This window comes from Brevundimonas sp. (genome assembly GCF_019636155.1).
Lineage (GTDB): Bacteria > Pseudomonadota > Alphaproteobacteria > Caulobacterales > Caulobacteraceae > Brevundimonas.
The window spans coordinates 159,130-181,818 of record NZ_JAHBYB010000002.1 but is presented as its reverse complement, the minus strand read 5'-3'; the positions used below and the strand labels follow the sequence as shown (position 1 = coordinate 181,818).

Genomic DNA, 22,689 nt, shown 5'->3' with positions numbered 1-22,689 from the left:
CGACCGTGACCGAAAATGCCTAATGAACCGTAGCTTGACCGTAAGTCGGAACTCAGCGGCTCAGCAGCATGCCGTCGCCGTAATAGGCGCCCTGGTCGCCCAGCATCTCCTCGATGCGCAGCAGCTGGTTGTATTTGGCCGTGCGGTCCGAGCGGGCCAGCGATCCGGTCTTGATCTGACCGCAGTTGGTGGCCACGGCCAGGTCGGCGATGGTGGCGTCCTCGGTCTCGCCCGAGCGATGGCTCATGACGGCCGTATAGCCCGCGCGATGGGCCATATCGACCGCATCCAGGGTCTCCGAAAGCGTGCCGATCTGATTGACTTTAATGAGAATGGAGTTGGCCAGGCCCTCGCCAATGCCGGCCGCCAGACGGGCCGGATTGGTCACGAACAGATCGTCACCCACCAGCTGCACCCGGTCGCCCAGACGGTCGGTCAGGATCTTCCAGCCGTCGAAATCGTCTTCCGCACAACCGTCCTCGATCGAGACGATGGGGAAGCGTTCGCACAGGTCCGCCAGGTATCCGACCATGCCGTCCGGGTCGAAGGTCTTGCCCTCGCCCGTCATGACGTATTTGCCGTCCTTGAAGAATTCGGTCGAGGCCACGTCCAGGCCCAGGTGGAAATCCTCGCCCGCCAGATAGCCGGCCGCCTGGCCCGCCTTGGTGATGAACTCCAGCGCCGCTTCTGCCGAGGCCAGGTTAGGGGCGAAGCCGCCCTCGTCGCCGACGTTGGTGTTGTGGCCGGCGTCCTTCAGGGCCTTCTTCAGGGCGTGGAAGATCTCGGTCCCCATGCGCAGGCCCTCGGAAAAGGTCTCGGCGCCGGTCGGCAGGATCATGAACTCCTGGATGTCGATCGGATTGTCGGCGTGTGCCCCGCCGTTGATGATGTTCATCATCGGCGTCGGCAGGACGCGGGCCGAGACGCCGCCCAGATAGCGATACAGGGGCAGGTTGGCCGACACCGCGCTGGCCTTGGCGCAGGCCAGGCTGACGCCCAGGATGGCGTTGGCGCCCAGGCGGCCCTTGTTGGCCGTGCCGTCCAGGCCGATCAGGGTCGAGTCGATGCGGCGCTGATCCTCGGCGTCCATGCCCGACAGGGCGTCGAAGATCTCGCCGTTGACGGCGTCGACCGCCTTCTGGACCCCCTTGCCCCCCCACAGGTCCTTGTCGCCGTCACGCAGTTCGACCGCCTCGTGCGCGCCGGTCGAGGCGCCCGAGGGCACGGCGGCGCGGCCGAAGCTGCCGTCGTCCAGGGTCACATCCACCTCCACCGTCGGATTGCCCCGGCTATCGAGGATCTGGCGGGCGACGATGTCGGCGATGTCGGTCATGGGGGCGGCCTTCAGGCTGGCGAAAAAGGGATTGCGCGCGGTTTAGCGGAGCCGCGCGCGAATCGCCAACCTTCGGTCGTCAGGCGCAGCCTTCGACGTATTCGATGGACGGCCCGCCCCCCGCGATGGACTGGACCTTACCGTCCGAGCCGATGGTGTATTTGACGCCGCGCGCGTCCGGGCCGGTGTGGTCGGCCGTGGACCAGACGGTCAGATATTCGGCCGGCGCGGATTCGTATTTGTGCGGCGATGCGACGACGGCCGTGCCGTAGACGCGGCGCACCTCGGCGGCCGTGTCGCCGATATTGAGGGCGCGATCAGTCTCGATGGCCGGATTGCGGGTCGCCCAGACGCTGGTCAGGACGCCGTTCTCCAGCATGACCAGCAGGCCTTCGGGCGCGCGGGCGGGACGGAACTGGTCGCAGATCTGGGGATCCGCGCCGCCGACGGCGTTGGGGTTGGCGTCGGGGCCCAGGGCCGCCTCGACCTCGGCCCGGGTCATGCCGATACGCAGCGGCCCGAACCCCTGGGCCGTCAGCTTGTCGCCCGCCGAGACCGGGGCGCCGGGCTGTTCGACGGGCGGGACCGGCTGTTCGGGCGCGGGCTGGGCCGGCTCGGGCGCATTGCAGGCGGCGAGCGAGGCCACGGCGGCGGTCAGCATCAGGCGGCGGATCATGGGCGGCTCCTCGGATTGGGTGCAGCCGCCATAACGCACGAAAACGGCGCGCGGGACCAACCGCGCGCCGCTTCAATTCCAGCCGAAGCCTGGAAGAGGCTTAGTCTTCCTTGGGCGTCAGGACCTGGCGGCCGCGATAGGTGCCGGTCTTCAGGTCGATGTGGTGCGGGCGCTTCAGCTCGCCGGTGTCCTTGTCCTCGACATAGGCGTTGGCGCCCAGGGCGTCGTGGGCGCGGCGCATGTTGCGACGCGAGGGGGATACTTTGCGCTTCGGAACGGCCATGTCCGTCTCAATCTTCTGGGTCGGGCGCCTGCGAAGGCGCAAAAACGGTTGCGGCGGCCGGGTGAGGCCGCCACGCGAGGGCGGGCTTATGCATGAAGCCGCGGGCGATTTCAAGGCGCGGTTACGCCAGGTCTCGCTCCATGACGATGAAATGCAGATCGTCACGCCGCGGCAGGCCGAATCTGGGGTTTCCATAGGGAAAGGCCAGGGTCTCACCGGTCGCCGCATACCCCAGCCGTTCATACCAAGCGATCAGTTCGGCGCGCTGGGGGAAGACCGAGATGCGGACCCGTCGGGCGCCGAATCGGGCGGCCATTTCCGCCTCCGCGGCCGCGACCAGCCGCCGCCCCAGGCCGGCGGCCTGAAGCGTCGGGCTGACGGACAACATGCCGAAATAGCCCGTCCCCTGCCCCCGGTCGGCGATCAGGACGCAACCGACGAGGATGCCGGTACGCCATGCGGTCAGCATCCGCTGCGCCGGATCGGCCAGGATGTCCGCCAGATCGTCGGGGTCGGTGCGCTGGCCATCCAGAAGATCGGCCTCGGTCGTCCAACCCGCGCGCGAGGCCTCGCCCCGATAGGCGCTCTCGATCAGGGCATGCAGGGCCGGGATGTCGTCGGGAACCGCGTCGCGGATGGTCAGCTCAGTCATGGGCCAGCATCCCCGCCACCGCCTCGCCGATGGCCAGCGAACTGGTCAGTCCGGGGCTTTCGATGCCGAACAGGGCGACCAGGCCGTCGATGCCGTGAACCTCGCGCCCGTGCAGTTGGAAATCCGGCTGCACCTCGCCCGGCCCATGCAGTTTGGGCCGGATGCCGGCATAGTCGGGCGTCAGACGATCTGCCTGAACATTTGGCCAGAAGCGACGGATATAGCGCACGAACTCCTCACGCTCGGCCGGATCGACCGAATAGTCCTCGGTCTCAACATAGGCCAGGTCCGGCCCGAACACCCCCTGCCCGCCCAGGTCGCGGCGATAATGGGTGCCCAGGGCCCCGGGGATCGGCGGCGGATAGATCAGCCGGTCGAACGGCGCCGCGCCAGTCAGACGGAAATAGACGCCCTTGCCCAGGTGGCGCGCCGGAATGCGGTCGGCCGGATACCCCTCGATCCGCGCCGCCACGGCCTGGGCCGAAAGGCCGGGCGCGGTGACCAGAAGGCGGCTGGTCACCTCGGTCGCCCCCTCCCCGCCCACGCGGGCAGTGAAGCCGCCGCCCGGCAGCGGCGCGGCCCGCTCGAACGGCGCCGAGACCACGACCGATCCGCCCGCATCCTCGATCTCGCCCTGCAGGGCCAGCATGTAGCCGTGGCTGTCGAACACGCCGCTCTCGGGCGACAGTATGGCGGCGTGGGCGTTCAGTTCCGGCTCCAGCGTCCGCGCCTGGGCGCCGGTCAGGTGTTCTAGGTTCTCGACCCCATTGGTCACCGCCTGTGCAAAGATGGCCTCGATGCGCGAAACCTCGGCCGCCTCGGTCGCCACGACCAGCTTGCCGCATCGGCGGTAATCGACCTTGTGGCTGTCCAGAAAGGCGTACAGCGCCCGGCGCCCCTCGACGCAGAATCGCGCCTTCAGCGATCCGGTCGGATAATAGAGGCCGCCGTGGATCACCTCGGAATTGCGCGACGACACGCCCTGGCCGATGTGCGGCTGTTCCTCAAGCACCAGCACCGACAGGCCGCGCCGGGCCAGCGCCCGCCCGCAGGCCAGGCCCACGGCCCCGGCTCCGACCACGGTCGCGTCGAAATCGAAACTCATCCGGTTCCGCCCAGAAAAAACCCTCAGAGGCGTGCAAAGGGCGTATGAGCCGCCACGGACGCTGAACCGCGGTCCTTGAACCGCCCGTTTCGCCCGCCGTCGCCTTGCCTTCCTCTTTCGCCCGCTCTCTTACCCGCCCCGGCCCCTGTCGGCCATGGCGTCATCGCCGTTTCGGACCTACCCCCTATGCCCTTCCCGCCCTGTCATCCCTCGCTGGACCACGCCCTCGCCGGCCGTGGCTATGAGACGCCCACCCCGGTGCAGTCCGCCGTTCTGGGCCAAGAGGCCGCCGGGCGCGACCTGCTGGTCTCGGCCCAGACCGGCTCGGGCAAGACGGTGGCCTTCGGCCTGGCCGCCGCCCCGACCCTGCTGGGCGAGGCCGAACGGTTCGACAAGGCGGACGCCCCCCTGGCCCTGGTCATCGCCCCAACGCGCGAACTGGCGCTTCAGGTGGCGACGGAGCTGACCTGGCTGTACGCCGAGACGGGCGCGCGGGTGGTCACCTGCGTCGGCGGCATGGATGCGCGCAAGGAGGCCCGCACCCTGAATTTCGGCGCCCATATCGTCGTCGGCACCCCCGGCCGCCTGCGCGACCATATCGAACGGGGCAATCTGGACCTGACGGCCATCCGCGCCGTGGTGCTGGATGAAGCCGACGAGATGCTGGACATGGGCTTCAAGGAGGACCTGGAGTTCATCCTGGAAACGACGCCGGCCGAGCGCCGCACCCTGATGTTCTCGGCCACCCTGGCGCGCGAGATCGTGACCCTGGCCAGGACCTATCAGCGCGACGCCCTGCGCATCGACGCCACCTCCAAGGACACGCCGCACGGCGACATCGAATACCGCGCCATGCGCATCGCCCCGACCGACATGGAACGGGCCGTGGTCAATGTGCTGCGCTACTTTGAATCGCCCGGCGCCATCGTCTTCTGCAACACGCGCGAGGCGGTGAACCACCTGCACGCCGCCCTGCGCGAGCGTGGCTTTTCCGTCGTCGGCCTGTCGGGCGAACTGAGCCAGCGCGAGCGGTCGGACGCGCTTCAGGCCCTGCGCGATGGTCATGCGCGCGTCTGCGTGGCCACCGATGTGGCGGCGCGCGGACTGGATCTGCCGGACCTGGGGCTGGTGATCCACGCCCAGACGCCGATCAACCAGGCCGGCCTGCTGCACCGGTCGGGCCGCACCGGCCGCGCGGGCAAGAAGGGCGTGTCGGTGCTGCTGGTCAGCTACGCCCGCCGTCGCAAGGTCGAGCGTATGCTGGCCGAGGCGCGGCTGGACGCGGTCTGGAGCGGCCCGCCCTCGGCCGAGGAGATCCGCGAAAAGGACAGGGCGCGCCTGCTGGACGGCCTGACGGCGGTCGAGCAATTCTCGGACGAGGAGACGGCCCTGGCGCGCGACCTTCTGGCCCGTCGCCCGGCCGAAGAGATCGCCGCCCTGCTGATCCGCGCCCGCAAGGCCGGCATGCCCGAGCCGGAAGAGGTCTATGACGACGAGCGGATGAAGCGCGACCAGGTGCGGACCAAGGACGAGCCCTTTATCGACTTCGCCCGCGACGCCGACTGCGACTGGTTCCGCATCAATCTGGGGCGCGAGAAGAACGCCGATCCGAAATGGCTGCTGCCCCTGATCTGCCGCCTGGGCCATGTGACCAAGCGCGACATCGGCGCCATCCGCATCTTCGAGCGCGACACCAAGTTCGAGATCACCCGTTCGGCCGTCGAACGCTTCACCCAGGCCATCCAGGCTCCGGCCGAGGACGGGGTGAAGATCGAACCGACCGTCGCCCCGGCGCCCAGGGAGCGTACCGCCCCGCCGCGCGGAAACCGCCCGCCCTTCAAGATGCGCCGCGACGACAAGCCCGAAGGCGACCGCAAGCCCTTCAAGCCGCGCGACGGCGGCGGCGAGGACAGGCCCTGGAGCAAGAAGCCGCGCCGGGATGACGGCCCGGCTCGGGCCGATGGCGACAAGCCCTGGTCCAAGGGGCCGCGCGGGCCGAAACCGGACGGCGACAAGCCGTGGGCGAAGAAGGCCCCCGGACCCAAGGCTGCGGGTGACAAGCCCTGGGTCAAGAAGGCTGGCCCCAACAAGGGCAAGCCCAAGTTCAAAGCGAAGAAGCAGGGCTGACCGGCGTCCGGTCAGCTCGCCTCGCCGTTCAGCCGACGCACCAGGGTCTCGCGTCCCATCAGCCGCACCATGGCCGCCATATCCGGCCCATGCGCCTGGCCGGTCAGCATCAGCCGCAGCGGCATGAACAGGGCCTTGCCCTTGGCCCCCGTCCGGGCCTTCACCGCCTCGGTCCAGACCGCCCAGGCGCCCGCGTCGATGACCTCGGGCAAGGTCTCCAGCGCCGCCTGGGCGAAGCCTGCATCCTCGATGACCGGGGCCACGGGGCCGCGCACGATACGCGCCATTTCAATGACATCGGCCATCTTGTTCAGGTTCGGCTTCACAGTTTCCCAGAAGTCCGGACCCAGGTCGCAATCCAGGGCCTCCAGTCGCGGCCTTGCGCTGGCGTAGTCCATGGCGTGCAGGGCCTGGGCGTTCAGCCGATCCAGATCGGCCGTGTCGTAGCGCGCCGGCGACCGCCCCATCTTGGCGAAGGCGAAGCCCGCCCCCAGGGCCTGGACGGACTCGGCGACTTCCAGCGGATCGGAGGTGCCGATACGGCCCAGGTGGCTGGTGATGGCGATCGGCTCATAGCCCTGATCCCGCATCTCGCTGATCGACAGCGACCCCAGCCGCTTCGACAGGGCCGCGCCGTCGGCCCCGACCAGCAGCGGCATATGGGCGAAATCCGGCACGGGTCCGCCCAGGGCCTCGAAGATCTCGATCTGGGCGCCGGTGTTGGTGACGTGGTCCTCGCCCCGGATCACATGGGTGATGCCCATGTCGATATCGTCCACCACCGACGGCAGGGTGTAGAGGAACAGCCCGTCCTCGCGGATCAGCACGGGGTCGGACATGGAGGCGGTGTCCACCTCGGCATGGCCGCGCGCCAGGTCTTCCCAGGCCACCCGCTTGCCGTCCAGCTTGAACCGCCAGTGGGGGCGACGGCCCTCGGCCTCGAAGGCGGCCTTCTCGGCCTCGGTCAGGCTCAGGGCGGCGCGGTCATAGACGGGCGGCAGGCCGCGCGACAGCTGCACCTTGCGGCGACGATCCAGTTCCTCGGCCGTTTCGTAGCAGGGGTACAGCCGGCCATCGGCCTTCAGCTTCTCGGCCGCCGCCTCATAGCGGTCGAACCGCTTGGACTGGTTGTGCCGCTCGTCCCACAACAGGCCCAGCCAGGTCAGATCGTCCTCGATCCCCTGCTCGAACTCGGCCGTCGACCGCGCCAGGTCCGTGTCGTCGATGCGCAGGACGAAACTGCCGCCCTGCCCCTTGGCGAACATCCAGTTGACCAGGGCGGTGCGCACGTTGCCGACGTGCAGTTTCCCCGTCGGCGACGGGGCGAAGCGGACCTTGACGGACATGGGTTCAGGCGACCTTGCGATGCGAGGCGGCTAGGTCGCGCCCCATCAGGCCGAAGTCAAGGCGAAGGCTTAGTCCTGCACGCCCGCGAACAGTCGGCTCATGCCTCGCCGATAGGCCGCGGGGGCGTCCGCCGCGTGTGTCCCGCCATCGATCCGTTCGCCATATAGCGCCCAGGGGCGCTCGGGCCGCGCCTCCCAGGCGGCCAGCCAATGCGCCGCCTCGACCTGCAGATCGGCGCGATCGCGTGTCCCGCTGGCCACGATCAGGCTCAGATCGCGCCGCGCCGCCGATGCGGCGGGGGAAAGCAAGGACTCTATTCCCGGCGTGATCGATGGATTGCTCGCGATCCGCCCCCAGAACCGATCAGGGTCTGTCACGGCCGAATACAGCACGAAGGCTCCGCCCCGTGACTGGCCGAACAGGATGCGGCGTTCGGGATCGGAGCGGTAGCGAGACTCGATCTGGGGGATGAGTTCGGTTGTCAGAAACCGCTGGAAGGCTGCCGCGCCGGCCTGTTCCACACGGTCGCCCGGCGTCTGGAAGTCGATGTTGCGGCGGTTCACCGACGGGTCGAAACCGCCATAGGCGATGCCCACCATCAGCACCTCAGGCAGGCCGTCGTCATAGTGCAGGAACAGCTGGACCGGAGCCAGCATGGGAAACAGGCTGTCCCCGTCGGTTACATAGACGGTCGGATACAGACGCGCGGCCGTCGGGTCGTAGCCTTCGGGATATCGGACATGGATATGGAAACCCCGCCCGACCTCAGCCGACTCGATGAAGACATAGTCGCCCTGCATGGCGGCGGGCGTCGGCGCCTGGGCGCCGACAGGCATGGCCGACAGCAGAACGAAGACCAGGCCGATCAGCAGCCGCATCGGTACGGACCGTTCAGTCGTCGCGGTGGACGCGTTCGCGGCGCTCGTGACGTTCCTGGGCCTCGACCGACAGGGTGGCGGTGGGGCGGGCTTCCAGCCGGCCCAGGCCGATCGGCTCGCCGGTGTCTTCACAGTAGCCGTAGGATCCGTCCTCGATCCGGCGCAGGGCCTCGTCGATCTTGGAGATCAGCTTGCGCTGCCGGTCCCGGGTCCGCAGCTCCAGCGCCCGGTCGGATTCGGACGAGGCGCGGTCCACCAGGTCGGGGTGGTTCTCGGTTTCGGCCTTCAGGTTCACGACGGTCCCGCGAGATTCGCGCAGGATGTCGTCCTTCCACGCCAGCAGCTTGTTCTTGAAATAGGCCAGCTGCCGTTCATTCATGAAGGGCTCGGTCTCGGACGGTCGATATTCCGGGGCCTCGACCCTAACAGACGCCGTTGCGGTCATCGCATTCACGCTCGTCAACCTCGACGCCCCCCTGGCGTCGTCCGCCGTATATGAGAAATCCACGAGTCGCGGCAACGCCGTTCGCGCCTCCGTGATCGGCCAAGCTTTCATCGCCGGGTCCGCCGTGACATTTCTTCATCACTTTTCGCCTGATGAGCGGCGATAAGTTGCAGGAAGTTCAGCAATTACACTCAGCGACGGCCAATTTCGGCCTTGGCGAGCTCGACGGCTGTGCGCAGGTCGATCTGATCCAGCACGGCCGCCAGGTCCGGATCGGGCATGTCAGGCCGGTCTTCCCGGGCCGCGCGGGCCAGTCGTTCCAGCGCCGCCTCCCCCGCCTCGCCGCCCAGCATGGCCAGCTTCAGTTCCTCCAGCCGGTCCAGCAGGCCGGCCCCGCGCCGGATCGCCCGGCGACGCCGTTCGGTCGCATCCTCGACACCCTGAAGCGCCATCAGGCCGGTGACGTCGGTGACTGGCCCCGCGCCGACCGCCGCCGCCGTGGCCGCCGCGCGTTCCGCGCCGCTCGCGCCCGTCAGGCTGAACCCCCCACTCGTGCGCGGCGTGGTCCGTCCTGTTGTTGACGCCGGGGCGCCGGTCGATCCCGTGACCTTCATGGGCGGAGACTCCAGTCCATGCGCGGACCATCGGCGTGGCGCGTCACCGTTTGGTTAATGGCGCGGCAAAACCTGCCGCCCCCTCGCGGCGGATACATCAACAAGTCATTGTAATTCTTACAGGCCGCATCCGGCACGGCTTTCGCATCAGGGTTAATCGAAACGGCTTCCGGAAGGCCCCACGATGCAAAACCTGCTTGCCGCCCTCGCCCTGGCCCTGATGGTCGGACTGACGCCCGGCGCGGCCCTGGCCCAGTCGCGGATCAAGGACATCGCCGCGGTGGAGGGCGTCCGGTCGAACCAGCTGGTCGGTTATGGCCTGGTCGTCGGGCTGAACGGGACCGGGGATTCCCTGCGCAACTCGCCCTTCACCCGCCAGTCCCTGGAAGGGATGATGGAACGGCTGGGCGTCAACATCCGCTCGGCCAACGCCAACACCAAGAACCTGGCCGCCGTCATGGTGACCGCCGAGCTGCCCGCCTTCGCCACGCCCGGTTCGCGCATCGACGTTTCTGTCTCGACCATGGGCGACGCCAAGAGCCTGTTGGGCGGCACCCTGCTGGTCACCAGCCTGCAGGGCGCGGACGGTCAGGTCTATGCGGTGGCCCAGGGATCGGTCCAGACCGGGGCCGTCTCGGCCTCGGGCGGGTCCGGGTCGTCGGTGACGCGCGGCGTGCCCACGGCCGGCCGCATCGCCTCGGGCGCCACGGTGGAACGCGAGACCGGGTTCGAGCTGGCCAATATGAACGAGGTGCGGCTGACGCTGCGCAACCCGGACTTCACCACGGCCCAGCGGCTGGCCGCCGCCGTTAACGGCGTCTATCCGGGTTCGGCCATGGCCGAGAACGGCTCGGTCGTCGCCCTGCGCGCGCCCGCCCAGATCGGCATGGCCGGCTTCATCAGCCGGATCGAGAACCTGCCGGTCCAGGTCGACGCCCCCGCCAAGGTCGTGATCGACGAGGTCAACGGCGTCATCGTCATGGGCGAGAACGTCCGCATCTCCACCGTCGCCGTGTCCCAGGGCAACCTGACCGTCTCGGTCCAGGAGACGCCGATGGTCAGCCAGCCGGCGCCCTTCAGCCAGGGCCAGACCGCCGTCGTCCCCCAGTCGGACGTCAGCGTCGAAGAGGATCTGGGCCGCCAGATGCGGATCGTCGGCGGCGCGGCCTCCCTGTCCACCCTGGTCAATGGGCTGAACGCCCTGGGGGTCAGTCCGCGCGACATGATCTCCATCCTGCAGGCGGTGAAGGCCGCCGGCGCCCTTCAGGCCGAAATCGAGGTGATGTGATGAGCGACCTGTCCGTCTCGCCCGACCTTCTGGCCGCCGCGCCCCAACGCCCTCAGGTGAATGCGCGCATGCGCGAAACGGCCGAGGCCTTCGAGGCCAGCTTCCTGTCGCAGATGCTGAAACCGATGTTCGAAGGCCTGTCGACCGACGGCCCGTTCGGCGGGGGTCAGGCCGAAAACACCTGGCGCAGCTTCATGATCGACGCCATGGCCAAACAGACCGTCCGCGCCGGCGGCATCGGCCTGGCCGACCAGGTGATGTCCGAAATGCTGAAGATGCAGGAGCTGTCGCAATGACCGCCGGAAACGATCTGGCCGCCGCCCGCGTGCGCCAACTGATCCGCCTGACCGAGGACCTGACTGATCGGCTGATCAACGAGACCCGCGCCTTCGAATCGCGCCGGCCCCAGGACGTCGCCGCCGGAATGGCCGAGACCCAGGAGATGGCCAACACCTATCGCCGCGAGTCAGCCCAGCTGAAGGCCAGTCCCGCCGCCCTGGCGGATGCGCCCGCGGCCGACCGCATGGCCCTGATCGCCGCGACCCAGGCGTTCGAGGCCGTCCTGGCGCGTCATGGCCGGGCCGTGGAGGCCGCCCGCGTCATCTCCGAAGGCCTGGTGCGCGCCATCGCCGAGGAGATGGCGGCCGCTCGCCCGCCCGCATCGGCCTATGGCGCCTCAGGCGCCGCCGCCCCCGGCGACGGCCGCGCCGTCACCCTCAACCGGACCGCCTGACCGATCCGAAGCGCGCGCCATCCCCATGGGGATCGGCCGTCCCAGCGCCTCGGCCATCGCCTGCTGGGTGATCAGCAGCACCTGGTCGCGCTGGTGATAGTTGTTCGACAGGACCACCACGGTGATATCGCTGTCCGGCTGCCAGGTCACCAGGTTGCGGAACCCGGACCAGCTGCCCGTATGGAAGACCTGACGCACGTCCAGGGCGGGCGACACCCGCCGACCGATGGCGTCCGTGAACAGCCCATAGCCCCAAAGACGGTCCTTCGTCCGACCCCGCTCATGCGCCTCGGCCGGGGCATGGTCGGCCAGCATCTGGGCGTAGCTGTAGGCGCTCAGCACCCGGCCATGATGCAGCGCCCTTTCCCAGGCCAGCATGTCGTCCAGGGTCGAATAGGCGGCCCCGGCGCCGGGAATGATCGAGACATTGGCCCGATCCTGCGCCGTCAGTCCGCCGGGCAGGTTGGCGTAGCCGCGCGCCATCCCCGCCGCGTCGCCCAGCCCCGTGCGGTTCATGCCGACCGGGCCGAACAGTTCCTGCTGGACGAAGGATTCATACGACTGGCCGGACGCCGCCTCGATCACGGCCGCCGCCAGGTTGAAGCCGGCATTGTTGTATCTGACCTTCGTCCCTGGCGCGAACTGAAGCGGATAGCGCTTTGAGTCTTCGGTCAGTTCGTCCAGCGTCGCTGGCGTCACCCGTCGCACCCCCCATCCCGGCCGCGCCATCAGGTCGGGGATGCCCGAGGTGTGCGACAGCAGGTGATGAATGCGGATCGGCGCCCAGGCCTCCGGGCAGGGCCGTATCCAACGGCAGACCGGGTCGCGGACGTCCAGCACGCCCCTGTCCTGCAGCTTCAGTATCGCCGCCGCCGTGAACTGCTTCGACACCGAGGCGAGGCGGAACCGGGTGTCCAGCTTCAGAGGGGCGCCGGTGTCGTGGTCGGCCTCGCCATAGACCTGGCGGAACAGGACCTGATCGCCCTGGGCCACCAGGACGCCGCCCATGAAGCGGCTTTCGCGCAGGCGGGCGGCCAGCTGCGGCAGGTCCTCGACCGCCACCACGGCCGGACGGGCCGCGGCGTCCTGGGCCGGAGACGGTCGCACCGCGGCCGCCGGGCGGGCGGTCGCCACCGCCGCCAGGGCCGCCCCGCCGATGATCAGGACGGCCAGGCCGCCCAGCACGAACCGGGGGTGTCCCCCGGCGGTCTTGGGTACGTTGAACACGAGGCTAGACGTCGAACTCCAGGCCGAACTGGGCGTACAGGGCGCGGCTGTCCTGCCATTTCGGATCGACCTTGACGGTCAGGAACAGGTGCACCGGCCGGTCCAGGATCAGCGTCAGCTCCTCCCGGGCCTTCTGGCCGATCCATTTCAGCGTCTGGCCGCCCTTGCCCAGGACGATGGGCCGCTGGCTTTCGCGCTCGACATAGATGGTCTGCTCGATCCGGGCCGAGCCGTCGGCCCGCTCGTCGAAGGCCGTGGTCTCGACCGCCGCCGAATAGGGCAGTTCCTCATGGACCCGCAGATAGACCTTCTCGCGCGTGATCTCGGCGGCCAGGACGCGCGCGGGCACGTCGGCGGCCTGGTCTTCGGGATACAGCCACGGTCCCTCGGGCATCCGCCCGGCCAGATGCGCCTTCAGATCATCCACCCCGTCTCCCGACAGGGCCGAGATCATGAAGACCTGGGAATAGACCCCCGTGTCGAACAGCCGCTGGGACAGCGCCAGCAGGGTGTCGCGCCGCATGCCGTCGATCTTGTTCAGCGCCAGAATCGCCTTGGCCCCGGTGGCCTTCAGATTGGCGATGATGGTCTCGGTGTCCTCGGCCGAGCGGCGGTCGGCGGCCGTGCCCTCGCGGCCCTCGGCCCCCAGTTCCGCCTGGGCGTCGATCAGATGCACCACGGCGTCGGCGTCTTCCGCCCCGCCCCAGGCCGAGGCGACCATGGCCCGGTCCAGCCGTCGGCGGGGGGTGAAGATGCCCGGCGTGTCGACCAGAACCAGCTGGGCCTCGCCCGCCATGGCGATGCCGCGCACCGGGAAGCGGGTCGTCTGGACCTTCTGGGTGACGATCGAGACCTTCGACCCCGTCAGCCGGTTCACCAGGGTGGATTTTCCGGCGTTGGGCGCGCCGATCACGGCCACGAAGCCGGCGCGCGTGGTGGGGGTCGGTTCGGTCAAATCACGCCTTCTCGTTTCAGCAGGGCCGTGGCGGCCGCCTTCTCAGCCTCCTGACGCGAACGCCCCTGCGCGGTCAAGGGTTCGACGCCTTCGACGGAGACGCTGATCGTGAAGGTCGGGGCGTGGTCCGAGCCGGTGCGCTCGACGACCGCATAGGTCGGCAGGGGCCGCCCCCTGGCCTGGGCCCACTCCTGGAGCGCCGACTTGGGATTGGCCAGTGCGGCCGGCGGCGGCGCCGCCAGCTCCTCGGCCCAGGCCCGGTCGAACACGGCGCGGGCCGCGTCTATGCCGCCGTCCAGCCAGACCGCCGCCAGCAGGGCCTCGACCGCATCGGCGATCAGCCCGGCCTTGCGTCGCCCGCCCGACTTGCTCTCACCCGGCGACAGGCGCAGCGCCTCGCCGACGCCCAGCCGCTCACCCACCCGGGCGCAGGCGGTCTTGTCCACCAGGGCGTGCAGGGCCGAGGACAGCCGTCCCTCGTCCGCCAGAGGATTGTCGCGGCACAGGCGGTCGGCGACCAGAAGGCCCAGGACGCGGTCGCCCAGGAACTCCAGCCGCTCGTTGTCGATCGGCCCACGCGGGCCGGGCGGCGCGCCCTCGGCCACGCTGGAGTGGGTCAGGGCCCGCTCCAGCAGGGCGCGGTCAGTGAACGTGTGGCCCATCCGGCGGGCCAGGGCGGCGACCGCCTCGGCCCGGCGGTCGGCCATCAGTCCAGAACGGTGAAGAAGCGGCTGGGCCGGACGTTGGCGAACCAGGACACCGGATTGAGCAGCGAGGCGCCCGGCGTCCAGGAGAACAGGATGATCTCCGCCTTGCCCACCAGGTTCTCGGCCGGGACCAGGCCGACGCCGCTGTTGACGTCGTACCGGCTATCCACCGAGTTATCGCGGTTGTCGCCCATCATGAAATAGTGGCCGGCGGGCACCGAATAGACCCCGGTGTCGTCCACCTCCCCGCCCGGACCCCAGTCCTGGATGGTGAAGGTCTTGCCGCCCGGCAGGGTCTCGCGCAGGCGTGTGACCGGCCGGGGCCCGAACATATCCTCGACCTGGCTCTGGCTCAGGACGACGTCGGGCACCAGTTCGTTGTTGATATACAGTCGGTTGGCTCGCATCTGGATGGTGTCGCCGGGCAGGCCGATCAGCCGCTTGATATAGTCGGTCTTGTTGTCGCGCGGCAGCTTGAACACCACGATGTCGCCCCGCTTGGGCGCGCGGTCCAGGATCCGGCCCTGGAACAGGCCCGGGCTGAACGGGATCGAGTGTTTGGAGTAGCCATAGCTCCACTTGGACACGACGATATAGTCGCCCTCATAGAGGTTGGGCTCCATCGAGGCCGACGGGATGGTGAAGGGCTGGAACAGGAAGACCCGGATCACCAGGGCGATCAGCAGGGCGAAGAAGACGGTCTTGAAGATCTCGACCGTCTCATTGGCCGAACCGCCGGATTTGCGGCCCTTCTTGCGGGCCTTGCGGTCATAGATGGGTGCGGCGGGTTCTTCGAACGGGGCGTCGCCGGCGTCACTCCAGATCGGCTTGCGATCCGACGCCGCCGCTGTCGCGGCGACGGCCGCCAGGGGGGCCGCCTCCGCCGCCGGGGCCGAGGGCTCCGCATGGGTATGGTCGTCACCGTCGCTGACCGCTTCCACCGGGTCCAGCGTATGGTCGACGTGAACGTCCTCGGTCACCTCGGCGGCCACAGGCTCGGCCTCGTCGACCGGCGCGCTCTCGGCGTGGACATGGTCTTCCGGCGCATGACCGTGGTCGTCGCCGTCGCTGATCGCCTCGACCGCGGCGGGGGCGTGTTCGACCGCATGCGGATCGGCCTCGTGGGCGCCCTCGACCGGCGTGTCCGGGGCGTGCGCGTGGTCATGCCCATGGTCGTGTTCGTCGTGCGGCTTGTGTTCGTCGCTCATCGTTCTGTCCCCCGGCCGCTGAGCGCGGTCTTTCGGCGCGAATTCGGTATAGCGTGATTATGTCGCGGGCAAGACTTCGATCACCACGAAGGCGAGCGCATAGGGATGTTCGTCGCTCAGCGTCAGGTGGATTTCGGCCCGATGTCCCGGCGGCGTCATCCGCTCCAGATGCTCGGCCGCGTGGCCGGTCAGCGCCAGGGTCGGCTGGCCCGATGGCCGGTTCACCACCCCGATGTCGCGCCAATAGACGTCCCGCCGCATTCCGGTTCCCAGGGCCTTGGCGCAGGCCTCCTTGGCCGCGAACCGCTTGGCGTAGCTCCAGGCCGCATCAGGCTTGCGCTCGGAACGGGCGATCTCGATGGGGGTGAAACACCGGTTGCGGAACCGGTCGCCGAACCGGTCCAGGGACGTCTGGATGCGTCGGATGTCGCACAGGTCCGCGCCCACCCCGACGATCATGCCGTCGCCTCGTCCATCGCCTGACGCATGGCGCGGATGGCGGGCCCCAGACCGACGAATACCGCCTCTCCGATCAGGAAATGACCGATGTTCAGCTCCACGATTTCGGGAATGGCCAGAACCTCTCGCGCCGTATCGTAATCCAGCCCATGACCGGCATGAACCTCCAGTCCCGCCGCATGGGCCTGTTTCGCGGCGGCGGCCAGGCGGGCGAACTCGGCGTCGCGCCCGCCGACCGGCAGGTGGCAATAGCGCCCGGTGTGAAACTCCACCACCTGCGCCCCCACGGCGGCGGCGGCGGCGACCTGTTCCGGCGATGGCTCAATGAACAGGCTGACGCGGCTTCCTGCCTCGGCCAGGGCCCGGGCCACCGGGGCGATCCGCGCCTCATGACCCGCGACGGCCAGGCCGCCCTCGGTCGTCACCTCCTCGCGCCGCTCGGGCACCAGACAGGCCGCATGGGGCCGGTGACGCAGGGCGATGGCCAGCATCTCGTCCGTGACCGCCATCTCCAGGTTCAGCGGCCGGCCGGCCCGGCGGCACAGATCGGTCAGGGCGGTGATGTCGGCGTCCGTGATGTGGCGGCGGTCTTCGCGCAGGTGGGCGGTGATGCCGTCCGCCCCCGCCCCTATCGCCTCTTGCGCCGCCCGCACCGGATCGGGATGCACGCCCCCGCGCGCGTTCCGCACCGTGGCGACATGATCGATATTGACCCCCAGGCGGACGCGACGGGTCATCCCTTGGCCAACCTGCGGCTGCCCGGGTCCTCGACCGGCAGGGCCGCCAGTTCGGGCGGCAGGGCGTCGGCGGGGTATGCGGGAACGTCCAGCGTCGCCAGGGCGATCAGGGGCACGCCCACATCGGCCCGCCCGCCCGAGCGGTCGACGACGCAGGCGGCGGCGACCACATCGCCGCCGGCCGCCCGGATCGCCGCAATGCATTCGCGCGACGACAGGCCGGTGGTCACAATGTCCTCGACCATCACCACCTTCTGGCCCGGCGCGACATGAAAGCCGCGCCGCAGTTTGAATTCGCCGCCCTCGCGCTCGACATACATCGATGGAACGCCCAGGTGACGCGCCGTCTCATAGCCGGGGATGAGTCCGCCCACGGCGGGGGAAATGGCCAGGTCAACAGGCCCGACCGCCGCCGTCACCTTGTCGGCCAGCGCCCGGCACAGCCGCTCGCAGCGGCGCGCATCCATGAAGACCAGGTTCTTCTGCAGAAAGACCGGACTGTGCAGCCCCGAGGACAGCACGAAATGGCCTTCGCGCAGGGCGCCGGCGGCGCGGAATTCGTTCAGGACGTCTTCGCTGGTCATGCTCTGCGCTTAGACCCTGGCCGCGCGTCCCGCAATTCACGCCCTTGCATAACGTTGGCTTGTCAAACGGTCCGGTCTCGCCAATGATCGTCGCCGCAAAGCAGGGGCGCCCTCATGTTCATTCCCAAATGGCTGCTGGCCGTGGTTCTGGTGCTGGTCGCCTCGATCCTAGGTTGGTCGGTGATGGTCGCCATGGGGCGCAATCCCCTGCCCTTCCCTGATCCGGGATCGCGGATCTTCACCGCCTCGTCCGTTGAGGGCAAGGACGCGGTCGTGGCCCTGCTGGAACGGTATGGCGGCAAGGAACGGCTCCGGGCCGACTCGGCCCAGGTCCGGCGGTCGATCATGATGGACGGCACCATCATCAACCATTCCACGCCCGCGGTTATGGGCCTGGTTGGCGGGGCCGACGCCTGCATTGGCTTGGTGGCGAGCGACCCGGCGGCGGCGGCGGCGGATGCGGCCGAATTCCTGCAGTCCAAGGGTTTTCGCGCCGAGGTCGTTCAGGATGTCGAGCCTGGAATGCCGATAACCTTCGTCTTGACCGACGCCCTGACCGGCAGTTGCATCAACTTCCGCCGCGACATCCTGCATATGATGCGCAGCCAGAAATAAGCGCTATTCGATCGACTGGTGCGGCTTCAGTCCGCCGTCCAGCAGGCAGGACCAGACGCCCTCGGCGTCCTCGGCGAAACGGAACAGGTCCAGATCGCCCGCCGCGATCATGCCGTGGGCGATCAGTTCGTCGAAATTGATCACCGAGCGCCAATAGGCTTCATCGAACAGGACGATGGGGATCGGCGGCGCCTTGTCGGTCTGGCGCAGGGTCAGGATCTCGAACAGTTCGTCGAAGGTGCCGAACCCGCCCGGAAACACCACCAGGGCGTTGGCCCGCATGGCCAGGTGCATCTTGCGCATGGCGAAATAGTGGAACCGGAACGTCAGGGCCGGCGTGGACCAGGGGTTTGGCTCCTGCTCGTGCGGCAGGGTGATGTTGAAGCCGATGGACGGCGCCCCCGCCTCGTGCGCGCCGCGATTGGCCGCCCCCATGACGCCCGGCCCGCCGCCCGTGGCGATGACATTGTCGCGCGGCTGTCCCGGTTGGCCCACCAGGGCGCCGCCGCGTTCGGAGGCGATGCGGCCGAAGGCGCGGGCTTCTTCATACCAGCGGGCATGGCGTTCGCCGCCGTCCGGTCCGATGCGCGCGCTGCCGAACACGACAATCGTGGATCGCACGCCCCAGGCCCGCAGGGCCTCTTCCGCCTTGGCGTATTCCATCAGGAAGCGCACGCCCCGCATGGAATCGCCCAGCAGGAAATCCTGGTCCAGCGCCGCCAGACGATAGGACGGCGAGGCCATGTTGTCGGCGTTGCTGGGCGTGTCGCCGCTCACCCCTTCACCCGCTCTACCGTATCGACCGAGGGATTGGCGCGCAGGGCGGCGATGATGCTGGTGGCGTGTTTGGCGTCCTCGACCTCGACGTCGATGTCGATGTCGAAGAAATCCTGCTGGCGACGGCTCATGACCAGGTTCAGGATGTTGCCGCCGGCCTCGCCGATCACGGTCGCCACCTGGCCCAGCACCCCCGGCGCGTTCTGCATGGTGGCGCGGATACGCACCGCCCCCACCGCCGACTGTTCGGCCTGGGGCGTCCATTGCAGGTCCTGCCAGACGCTGTCGTCGTCGGCGAACTCGGCCAGGCGCCCGCAGTCGATGGTGTGGACGGTCAGGCCCACGTCAGGTTCCAGTATGCCGACGATCCGGTCGCCCGGCACAGGGGTGCAGCACGAACCGAAATGGACGCTGACGCCCGGCGTCAGGCCGCCGCCGCGCACGAACAGGCGCGGCTTGTCCTCACCGATCCGACGCCGTTCCGGGCCGGCCTTCAGCCGGCCTTTCAGGGCGGGAAACAGGGTTTCGGCCACCCGCGACGGCGCCAGCCGCCCGCGCCCGATGGCCTCGAACAAGTCGTCCTCGGACGCCACGGCCAGGGTTTCCAGCACGGGCTTCAGCGAGACCTCGGCCAGCACCTTCTCGGCCCGCGTCAGAGTCTGCTCCAGGGCGGCGCGCCCCAGCTTGATCAGCTCCTCGCGCTCCGACACCCGGATATGCCGCCGGATCGCCGAACGCGCGCGACCCGTGACGGTCAGATTGCGCCAGTCGGCGGGGATGTCGCGTTTCGGCCCGCGCACGATCTCGACCACATCGCCGTTCTGCAGCTGGGTGCGCAGGGGCTTCAGCTCGCCGTTGATCTTGGCCCCAACCGCCGTGTCGCCCACTTCGGTATGGACGGCGTAGGCGAAGTCCAGCGGCATGCCCCCGCGCGGCAGGGTGATCAGGGCGCCCTTGGGCGTGAAGACGAAGACCTGATCCAGATACATCTCCAGCTTGGCGTGTTCGACCCAGTCCTCGCCGCCCTCGCCGTGCTCGATCACCTGCACCAGGTGGCGCAGGTTCTGCAGCGGGTCGCGCCCGCCGTCCTCCTCCATGGCCTCGCGGTCGAAACCATAGGACTGGTTCTTGTAGCGCCAGTGCGCCGCCACCCCGTCCTCGGCCACCCGGTCCATGGCCTGGGTGCGTATCTGCATCTCAACCCTCAGGCCGCCCGGCCCGACGATGGTGGTGTGCAGGCTGCGGTAGTTGTTCGACTTGGGCGTCGAGATGAAGTCCTTGAACCGCTCGGGCACCATCGGCCAGGCGCGGTGGATGACCCCCAGGGCGCGATAGCAGTCGTCCTCGGCCTCCACGATCACGCGGAAGCCATAGATGTCCGAAAGGCTCGAGAATCCGACCGACTTTCGCTGCAGCTTGCGCCAGATCGAATAGGGGGTCTTCTCGCGGCCGAAGACCTCGGCCTTGACCCCGGCCTCGGCCAGGACCCGCTGGACCTCGGCCGCCACCCCGTCGATGGCCCGGCCATGCTCCAGCTTCAGGGCCTCCAGCCGCCGCTCGATGGCGGTCTTGGCCGTGGGGTTCAGATAGGTGAAGGCCAGTTCTTCAAGTTCGGACGCGATCGAGTGGATGCCGATCGACCGGCCCAGGGGCGCATAGACTTCCAGCGTCTCGCGGCTGATGCGCTCGCGCTTTTCGGGCTTCACATACTGAAGCGTCCGCATGTTGTGCAGGCGGTCCGCCAGCTTGACCAGCAGCACCCGCACATCCTTCGATATGGCCAGGATGAATTTGCGCAGGTTCTCGGCCTGGCGCGTATGTTCGGCCTGAAGCTCCAGCCGCGACAGCTTGGTCACGCCTTCCACCAGGATGGCGACCTCCTCGCCGAACATGGCGGCGATGTCGGCGCGGGTCGCAGAGGTGTCCTCCACCACGTCATGCAGCAGGGCGGTGACGATGGCGGCGGTGTCCAGCCGGTAGTCGGTCAGAATGCCCGCCACCTGGATCGGATGGGCGAAATAGGGATCGCCCGAGGCCCGCAGCTGCGAGCCGTGCATCTTCATCGCATAGACATAGGCCCGGTTCAGCAGGTCCTCGTCGGCGGTCGGGTCATAGGCGCGAACCGCATCGACCAGTTCGAACTGGCGCAGGACCGGCGAACGCCGGGCCCCGGATACGACATCGCCGCCGACGGCGGGCGTCGGCGGCGGATCGTTGCGGTTCGCAGGACGGAGTTTCGGCGGAACCTCTTCGGGCTGCGCCGGCAGGATGGTGACGCCTGTGCCGGCCTCGGCCGTCAGTAGCGCTCCTCCTGTCCGCCGTCGCGATCGCTCTGCAGGGCGCGGATCAGCTCCTGCTCGGCCATGTTCATGTGCTGGGGCTCTGCCAGCAGGGCCACCGTCTCGGCCTCGTCCTCGGCCTCGGTGCGCTCATCGACCCGTTGCAGGGTGGTGATGATGTTCTCGCGCAGTTCGTCGGGGACCACGGCGTCCTCGGCCAGTTCGCGCAGGGCCACGACCGGGTTCTTGTCGTTGTCGCGATCCAGGTTCAGCGGCGCGCCATTGGCGATGTTGCGGGCGCGGTGACCGGCCAGCAGAACCAGGCCGAACCGGTTCGGCACCTTCTCGATGCAGTCTTCGACAGTGACGCGAGCCATGAATTCCTCGGGTGGCGCGGGGAGTGGACCCTGCAAAATATAGAGTTGGGGCGCATTGTGCAATGCAGTGAGGGCGGGATTTGGGCGCCGAACGCCGGCATCCGCCCTCAAGTCCGCCGTGCGTCTCGCCCCACGGTCGCGGCCTTGGCCAGATCCGCCGCCCGGCCGCCGCGCGGATGCCGCCAATCCGGCGCGATCTCGGCCAGCGGCCCCATCACGAACAGCCGTTCCGCCGCGCGCGGATGCGGCAGGATCAGCCCGTCGAAATCGCCGCTCATCCGGCCATAGGCGACCAGGTCCAGATCCAGGGTGCGCGGCGCGTTGCGCCGTCCCCTCTGGCGGCCGAACGCCTCCTCGATCCGGCCCAGGGCGGCCATCAGGGCGTGAGGCTCATGTTCGGTGCGGACAATCACCACGCCATTCAGGAACGGCGGGTCGTCCGGGTCAGGCCAGGCGGCCGAACGCCACCAGGATGACCGGGCCAGCACATCCACCCCCTCCGCCCGGAATCGAGCCAGGGCCGCCTCCAGCGCCTGTTCGCAATCGCGCCAGACCCCCTTGTCATTGCAGCCCAGGGCGACGATGACGGCGTCATCCAACGCGGCGCCCGCATCGGCGTCGCGGCCATATTCGCCTTCGACGGACCTATTCATGACCCTTCATAACACCGACCGGCTGGCCCTGTTCATCGACGGGGCCAATCTCTATTCCGCCGCCAAGGCCCTGAACGTCGATCTGGACTTCCGCAAGCTGCTCGACACCTTCGCGGCCAAGGGCCAGCTGCTGCGCGCCTACTACTATACGGCCCTGATCGAGGGGGACGAGTTCTCGCCCGTCAAGCCGCTGGTCGACTGGCTCGACTACAACGGCTTCACCGTCGTGACCAAGCCGGTCAAACGCTACACCGACGCCCAGGGCCATACCCGCACCAAGGGCAATATGGATGTCGAGATCGCCGTCGACATGCTGGAGCTGGCGCCGCGGCTGGACCATGCCGTGCTGTTCTCGGGCGACGGGGATTTCCGCCGCCTGGTCCAGGCCCTTCAGGCCCGGGGCGTGCGCGTCACCGTGGTGTCGTCGGTGAAATGCCAGCCGCCCCAGATCGCCGACGAACTGCGCCGTCAGGCCGACGCCTTCATCGACCTGGCCGACCTGGCCCAGGATGTGGGCCGCCCCCGCGCGCCGCGCGACGACCGCTGAACCTCGGCCCCGAACAGGCCAGCCGCCGCCTGTGGCGCCCCGGCCACGCGAATCAACGCCCGCAACCTTCACCCGCCAGGCGA

At 68.8% G+C, this 22,689-nt stretch carries 26 protein-coding genes; 6 read left to right on the top strand and 20 right to left on the bottom strand.

Translation table 11 applies throughout. The features are described 5' to 3' along the window. Positions 1 to 52 precede the first annotated feature (52 nt). From eno to KF910_RS02810, 5 genes are all read right to left on the bottom strand, one after another. Entirely contained in the window at positions 53 to 1,333 is a 1,281-nt protein-coding gene (gene eno / locus KF910_RS02830) for a phosphopyruvate hydratase (RefSeq protein WP_292258697.1), read from the bottom strand. Between the two features lie 79 nt (positions 1,334 to 1,412). After that, on the bottom strand, positions 1,413 to 2,009 hold the full coding sequence (locus tag KF910_RS02825) for a hypothetical protein (RefSeq protein ID WP_292258696.1): 597 nt from the start codon (positions 2,007 to 2,009) through the stop codon (positions 1,413 to 1,415). A 100-nt stretch (positions 2,010 to 2,109) separates the two neighbouring features. Next, positions 2,110 to 2,292, bottom strand: a complete 183-nt coding sequence (gene rpmF / locus KF910_RS02820) for a 50S ribosomal protein L32 (RefSeq protein WP_292258695.1) — start codon at positions 2,290 to 2,292, stop codon at positions 2,110 to 2,112. A gap of 121 nt (positions 2,293 to 2,413) precedes the next feature. Beyond that, positions 2,414 to 2,944: a GNAT family N-acetyltransferase gene (locus tag KF910_RS02815; protein WP_292258694.1), complete on the bottom strand. Its 531-nt coding sequence runs from the start codon at positions 2,942 to 2,944 to the stop codon at positions 2,414 to 2,416. Continuing rightward, positions 2,937 to 4,049 carry an NAD(P)/FAD-dependent oxidoreductase gene (locus KF910_RS02810; RefSeq protein ID WP_292258693.1) on the bottom strand — a complete coding sequence of 371 codons (1,113 nt, stop codon included), beginning with the start codon at positions 4,047 to 4,049 and terminating at the stop codon, positions 2,937 to 2,939. Before KF910_RS02810 ends, KF910_RS02815 begins: the two co-directional genes overlap by 8 nt. A gap of 186 nt (positions 4,050 to 4,235) precedes the next feature. Here KF910_RS02810 and KF910_RS02805 point away from each other — a divergent pair, with 186 nt between their 5' ends. After that, the gene (locus KF910_RS02805; RefSeq protein ID WP_292258692.1) at positions 4,236 to 6,176 is read left to right on the top strand and encodes a DEAD/DEAH box helicase; all 1,941 of its coding nucleotides are present in this window, start codon (positions 4,236 to 4,238) and stop codon (positions 6,174 to 6,176) included. Positions 6,177 to 6,187: 11 nt separating this feature from the next. Here KF910_RS02805 and gltX read toward each other — a convergent pair whose 3' ends face one another. From gltX to KF910_RS02785, 4 genes are all read right to left on the bottom strand, one after another. Further along, complete coding sequence (gene gltX / locus KF910_RS02800) at positions 6,188 to 7,522, bottom strand: glutamate--tRNA ligase (RefSeq protein WP_292258691.1); 1,335 nt, start codon at positions 7,520 to 7,522, stop codon at positions 6,188 to 6,190. Between the two features lie 69 nt (positions 7,523 to 7,591). Next, entirely contained in the window at positions 7,592 to 8,401 is an 810-nt protein-coding gene (locus KF910_RS02795; RefSeq protein WP_292258690.1) for an alpha/beta hydrolase, read from the bottom strand. A gap of 13 nt (positions 8,402 to 8,414) precedes the next feature. Next, positions 8,415 to 8,846 carry an RNA polymerase-binding protein DksA gene (dksA, locus tag KF910_RS02790; protein WP_292258689.1) on the bottom strand — a complete coding sequence of 144 codons (432 nt, stop codon included), beginning with the start codon at positions 8,844 to 8,846 and terminating at the stop codon, positions 8,415 to 8,417. 191 nt (positions 8,847 to 9,037) lie between these two features. Further along, on the bottom strand, positions 9,038 to 9,460 hold the full coding sequence (locus tag KF910_RS02785) for a flagellar assembly protein FliX (RefSeq protein ID WP_292258688.1): 423 nt from the start codon (positions 9,458 to 9,460) through the stop codon (positions 9,038 to 9,040). Between the two features lie 184 nt (positions 9,461 to 9,644). Between KF910_RS02785 and KF910_RS02780 the strand changes: the two genes are divergently transcribed. From KF910_RS02780 to KF910_RS02770, 3 genes are read left to right on the top strand one after another with little or no spacing between them, the layout of a single operon-like run. Next, positions 9,645 to 10,748: a flagellar basal body P-ring protein FlgI gene (locus KF910_RS02780; RefSeq protein ID WP_292258687.1), complete on the top strand. Its 1,104-nt coding sequence runs from the start codon at positions 9,645 to 9,647 to the stop codon at positions 10,746 to 10,748. Continuing rightward, positions 10,748 to 11,044 (top strand): rod-binding protein, encoded by a 297-nt coding sequence (locus tag KF910_RS02775; RefSeq protein ID WP_292258686.1) that lies wholly within the window; start codon positions 10,748 to 10,750, stop codon positions 11,042 to 11,044. The genes KF910_RS02780 and KF910_RS02775 overlap by 1 nt, the downstream gene beginning before the upstream one ends. Further along, positions 11,041 to 11,481, top strand: a complete 441-nt coding sequence (locus KF910_RS02770) for a flagellar basal-body protein FlbY (RefSeq protein WP_292258685.1) — start codon at positions 11,041 to 11,043, stop codon at positions 11,479 to 11,481. Before KF910_RS02775 ends, KF910_RS02770 begins: the two co-directional genes overlap by 4 nt. Here KF910_RS02770 and KF910_RS02765 read toward each other — a convergent pair. From KF910_RS02765 to pyrE, 7 genes are all read right to left on the bottom strand, one after another. Then, positions 11,425 to 12,708 (bottom strand): serine hydrolase domain-containing protein, encoded by a 1,284-nt coding sequence (locus KF910_RS02765; RefSeq protein ID WP_292258684.1) that lies wholly within the window; start codon positions 12,706 to 12,708, stop codon positions 11,425 to 11,427. The two genes, KF910_RS02770 and KF910_RS02765, sit on opposite strands and share 57 nt — an antisense overlap. 4 nt (positions 12,709 to 12,712) lie before the next feature. Further along, positions 12,713 to 13,663 carry a GTPase Era gene (gene era / locus KF910_RS02760; RefSeq protein ID WP_292258683.1) on the bottom strand — a complete coding sequence of 317 codons (951 nt, stop codon included), beginning with the start codon at positions 13,661 to 13,663 and terminating at the stop codon, positions 12,713 to 12,715. Then, on the bottom strand, positions 13,660 to 14,370 hold the full coding sequence (gene rnc, locus KF910_RS02755; RefSeq protein WP_292258682.1) for a ribonuclease III: 711 nt from the start codon (positions 14,368 to 14,370) through the stop codon (positions 13,660 to 13,662). Before rnc ends, era begins: the two co-directional genes overlap by 4 nt. After that, on the bottom strand, positions 14,370 to 15,146 hold the full coding sequence (lepB, locus tag KF910_RS02750; RefSeq protein ID WP_292258872.1) for a signal peptidase I: 777 nt from the start codon (positions 15,144 to 15,146) through the stop codon (positions 14,370 to 14,372). The genes rnc and lepB overlap by 1 nt, the downstream gene beginning before the upstream one ends. 489 nt (positions 15,147 to 15,635) lie before the next feature. Beyond that, positions 15,636 to 16,037 (bottom strand): holo-ACP synthase, encoded by a 402-nt coding sequence (gene acpS / locus KF910_RS02745; RefSeq protein WP_292258681.1) that lies wholly within the window; start codon positions 16,035 to 16,037, stop codon positions 15,636 to 15,638. After that, on the bottom strand, positions 16,034 to 16,774 hold the full coding sequence (locus tag KF910_RS02740) for a pyridoxine 5'-phosphate synthase (protein ID WP_292258680.1): 741 nt from the start codon (positions 16,772 to 16,774) through the stop codon (positions 16,034 to 16,036). The genes acpS and KF910_RS02740 overlap by 4 nt, the downstream gene beginning before the upstream one ends. Beyond that, the gene (pyrE, locus tag KF910_RS02735) at positions 16,771 to 17,358 is read right to left on the bottom strand and encodes an orotate phosphoribosyltransferase (RefSeq protein ID WP_292258679.1); all 588 of its coding nucleotides are present in this window, start codon (positions 17,356 to 17,358) and stop codon (positions 16,771 to 16,773) included. Before pyrE ends, KF910_RS02740 begins: the two co-directional genes overlap by 4 nt. A 114-nt stretch (positions 17,359 to 17,472) precedes the next feature. Here pyrE and KF910_RS02730 point away from each other — a divergent pair, with 114 nt between their 5' ends. Continuing rightward, complete coding sequence (locus KF910_RS02730) at positions 17,473 to 17,973, top strand: hypothetical protein (protein ID WP_292258678.1); 501 nt, start codon at positions 17,473 to 17,475, stop codon at positions 17,971 to 17,973. 3 nt (positions 17,974 to 17,976) lie between these two features. Here the strand turns inward: KF910_RS02730 and KF910_RS02725 are convergent, their stop codons facing one another. From KF910_RS02725 to folK, 4 genes are all read right to left on the bottom strand, one after another. Then, positions 17,977 to 18,717: a TIGR00730 family Rossman fold protein gene (locus tag KF910_RS02725; protein ID WP_292258871.1), complete on the bottom strand. Its 741-nt coding sequence runs from the start codon at positions 18,715 to 18,717 to the stop codon at positions 17,977 to 17,979. Positions 18,718 to 18,746: 29 nt separating this feature from the next. Further along, positions 18,747 to 20,900, bottom strand: coding sequence for a RelA/SpoT family protein (locus KF910_RS02720; RefSeq protein ID WP_292258870.1), 2,154 nt, complete (start codon positions 20,898 to 20,900; stop codon positions 18,747 to 18,749). A gap of 146 nt (positions 20,901 to 21,046) precedes the next feature. Further along, on the bottom strand, positions 21,047 to 21,406 hold the full coding sequence (gene rpoZ / locus KF910_RS02715) for a DNA-directed RNA polymerase subunit omega (RefSeq protein ID WP_292258677.1): 360 nt from the start codon (positions 21,404 to 21,406) through the stop codon (positions 21,047 to 21,049). A 107-nt stretch (positions 21,407 to 21,513) separates the two neighbouring features. Beyond that, on the bottom strand, positions 21,514 to 22,059 hold the full coding sequence (gene folK / locus KF910_RS02710) for a 2-amino-4-hydroxy-6-hydroxymethyldihydropteridine diphosphokinase (RefSeq protein ID WP_292258676.1): 546 nt from the start codon (positions 22,057 to 22,059) through the stop codon (positions 21,514 to 21,516). On the opposite strand from folK, the gene KF910_RS02705 reads away from it, so the two are divergent. Continuing rightward, complete coding sequence (locus KF910_RS02705) at positions 22,058 to 22,606, top strand: NYN domain-containing protein (protein ID WP_292258675.1); 549 nt, start codon at positions 22,058 to 22,060, stop codon at positions 22,604 to 22,606. The genes folK and KF910_RS02705 overlap by 2 nt on opposite strands. Positions 22,607 to 22,689 lie beyond the last annotated feature (83 nt).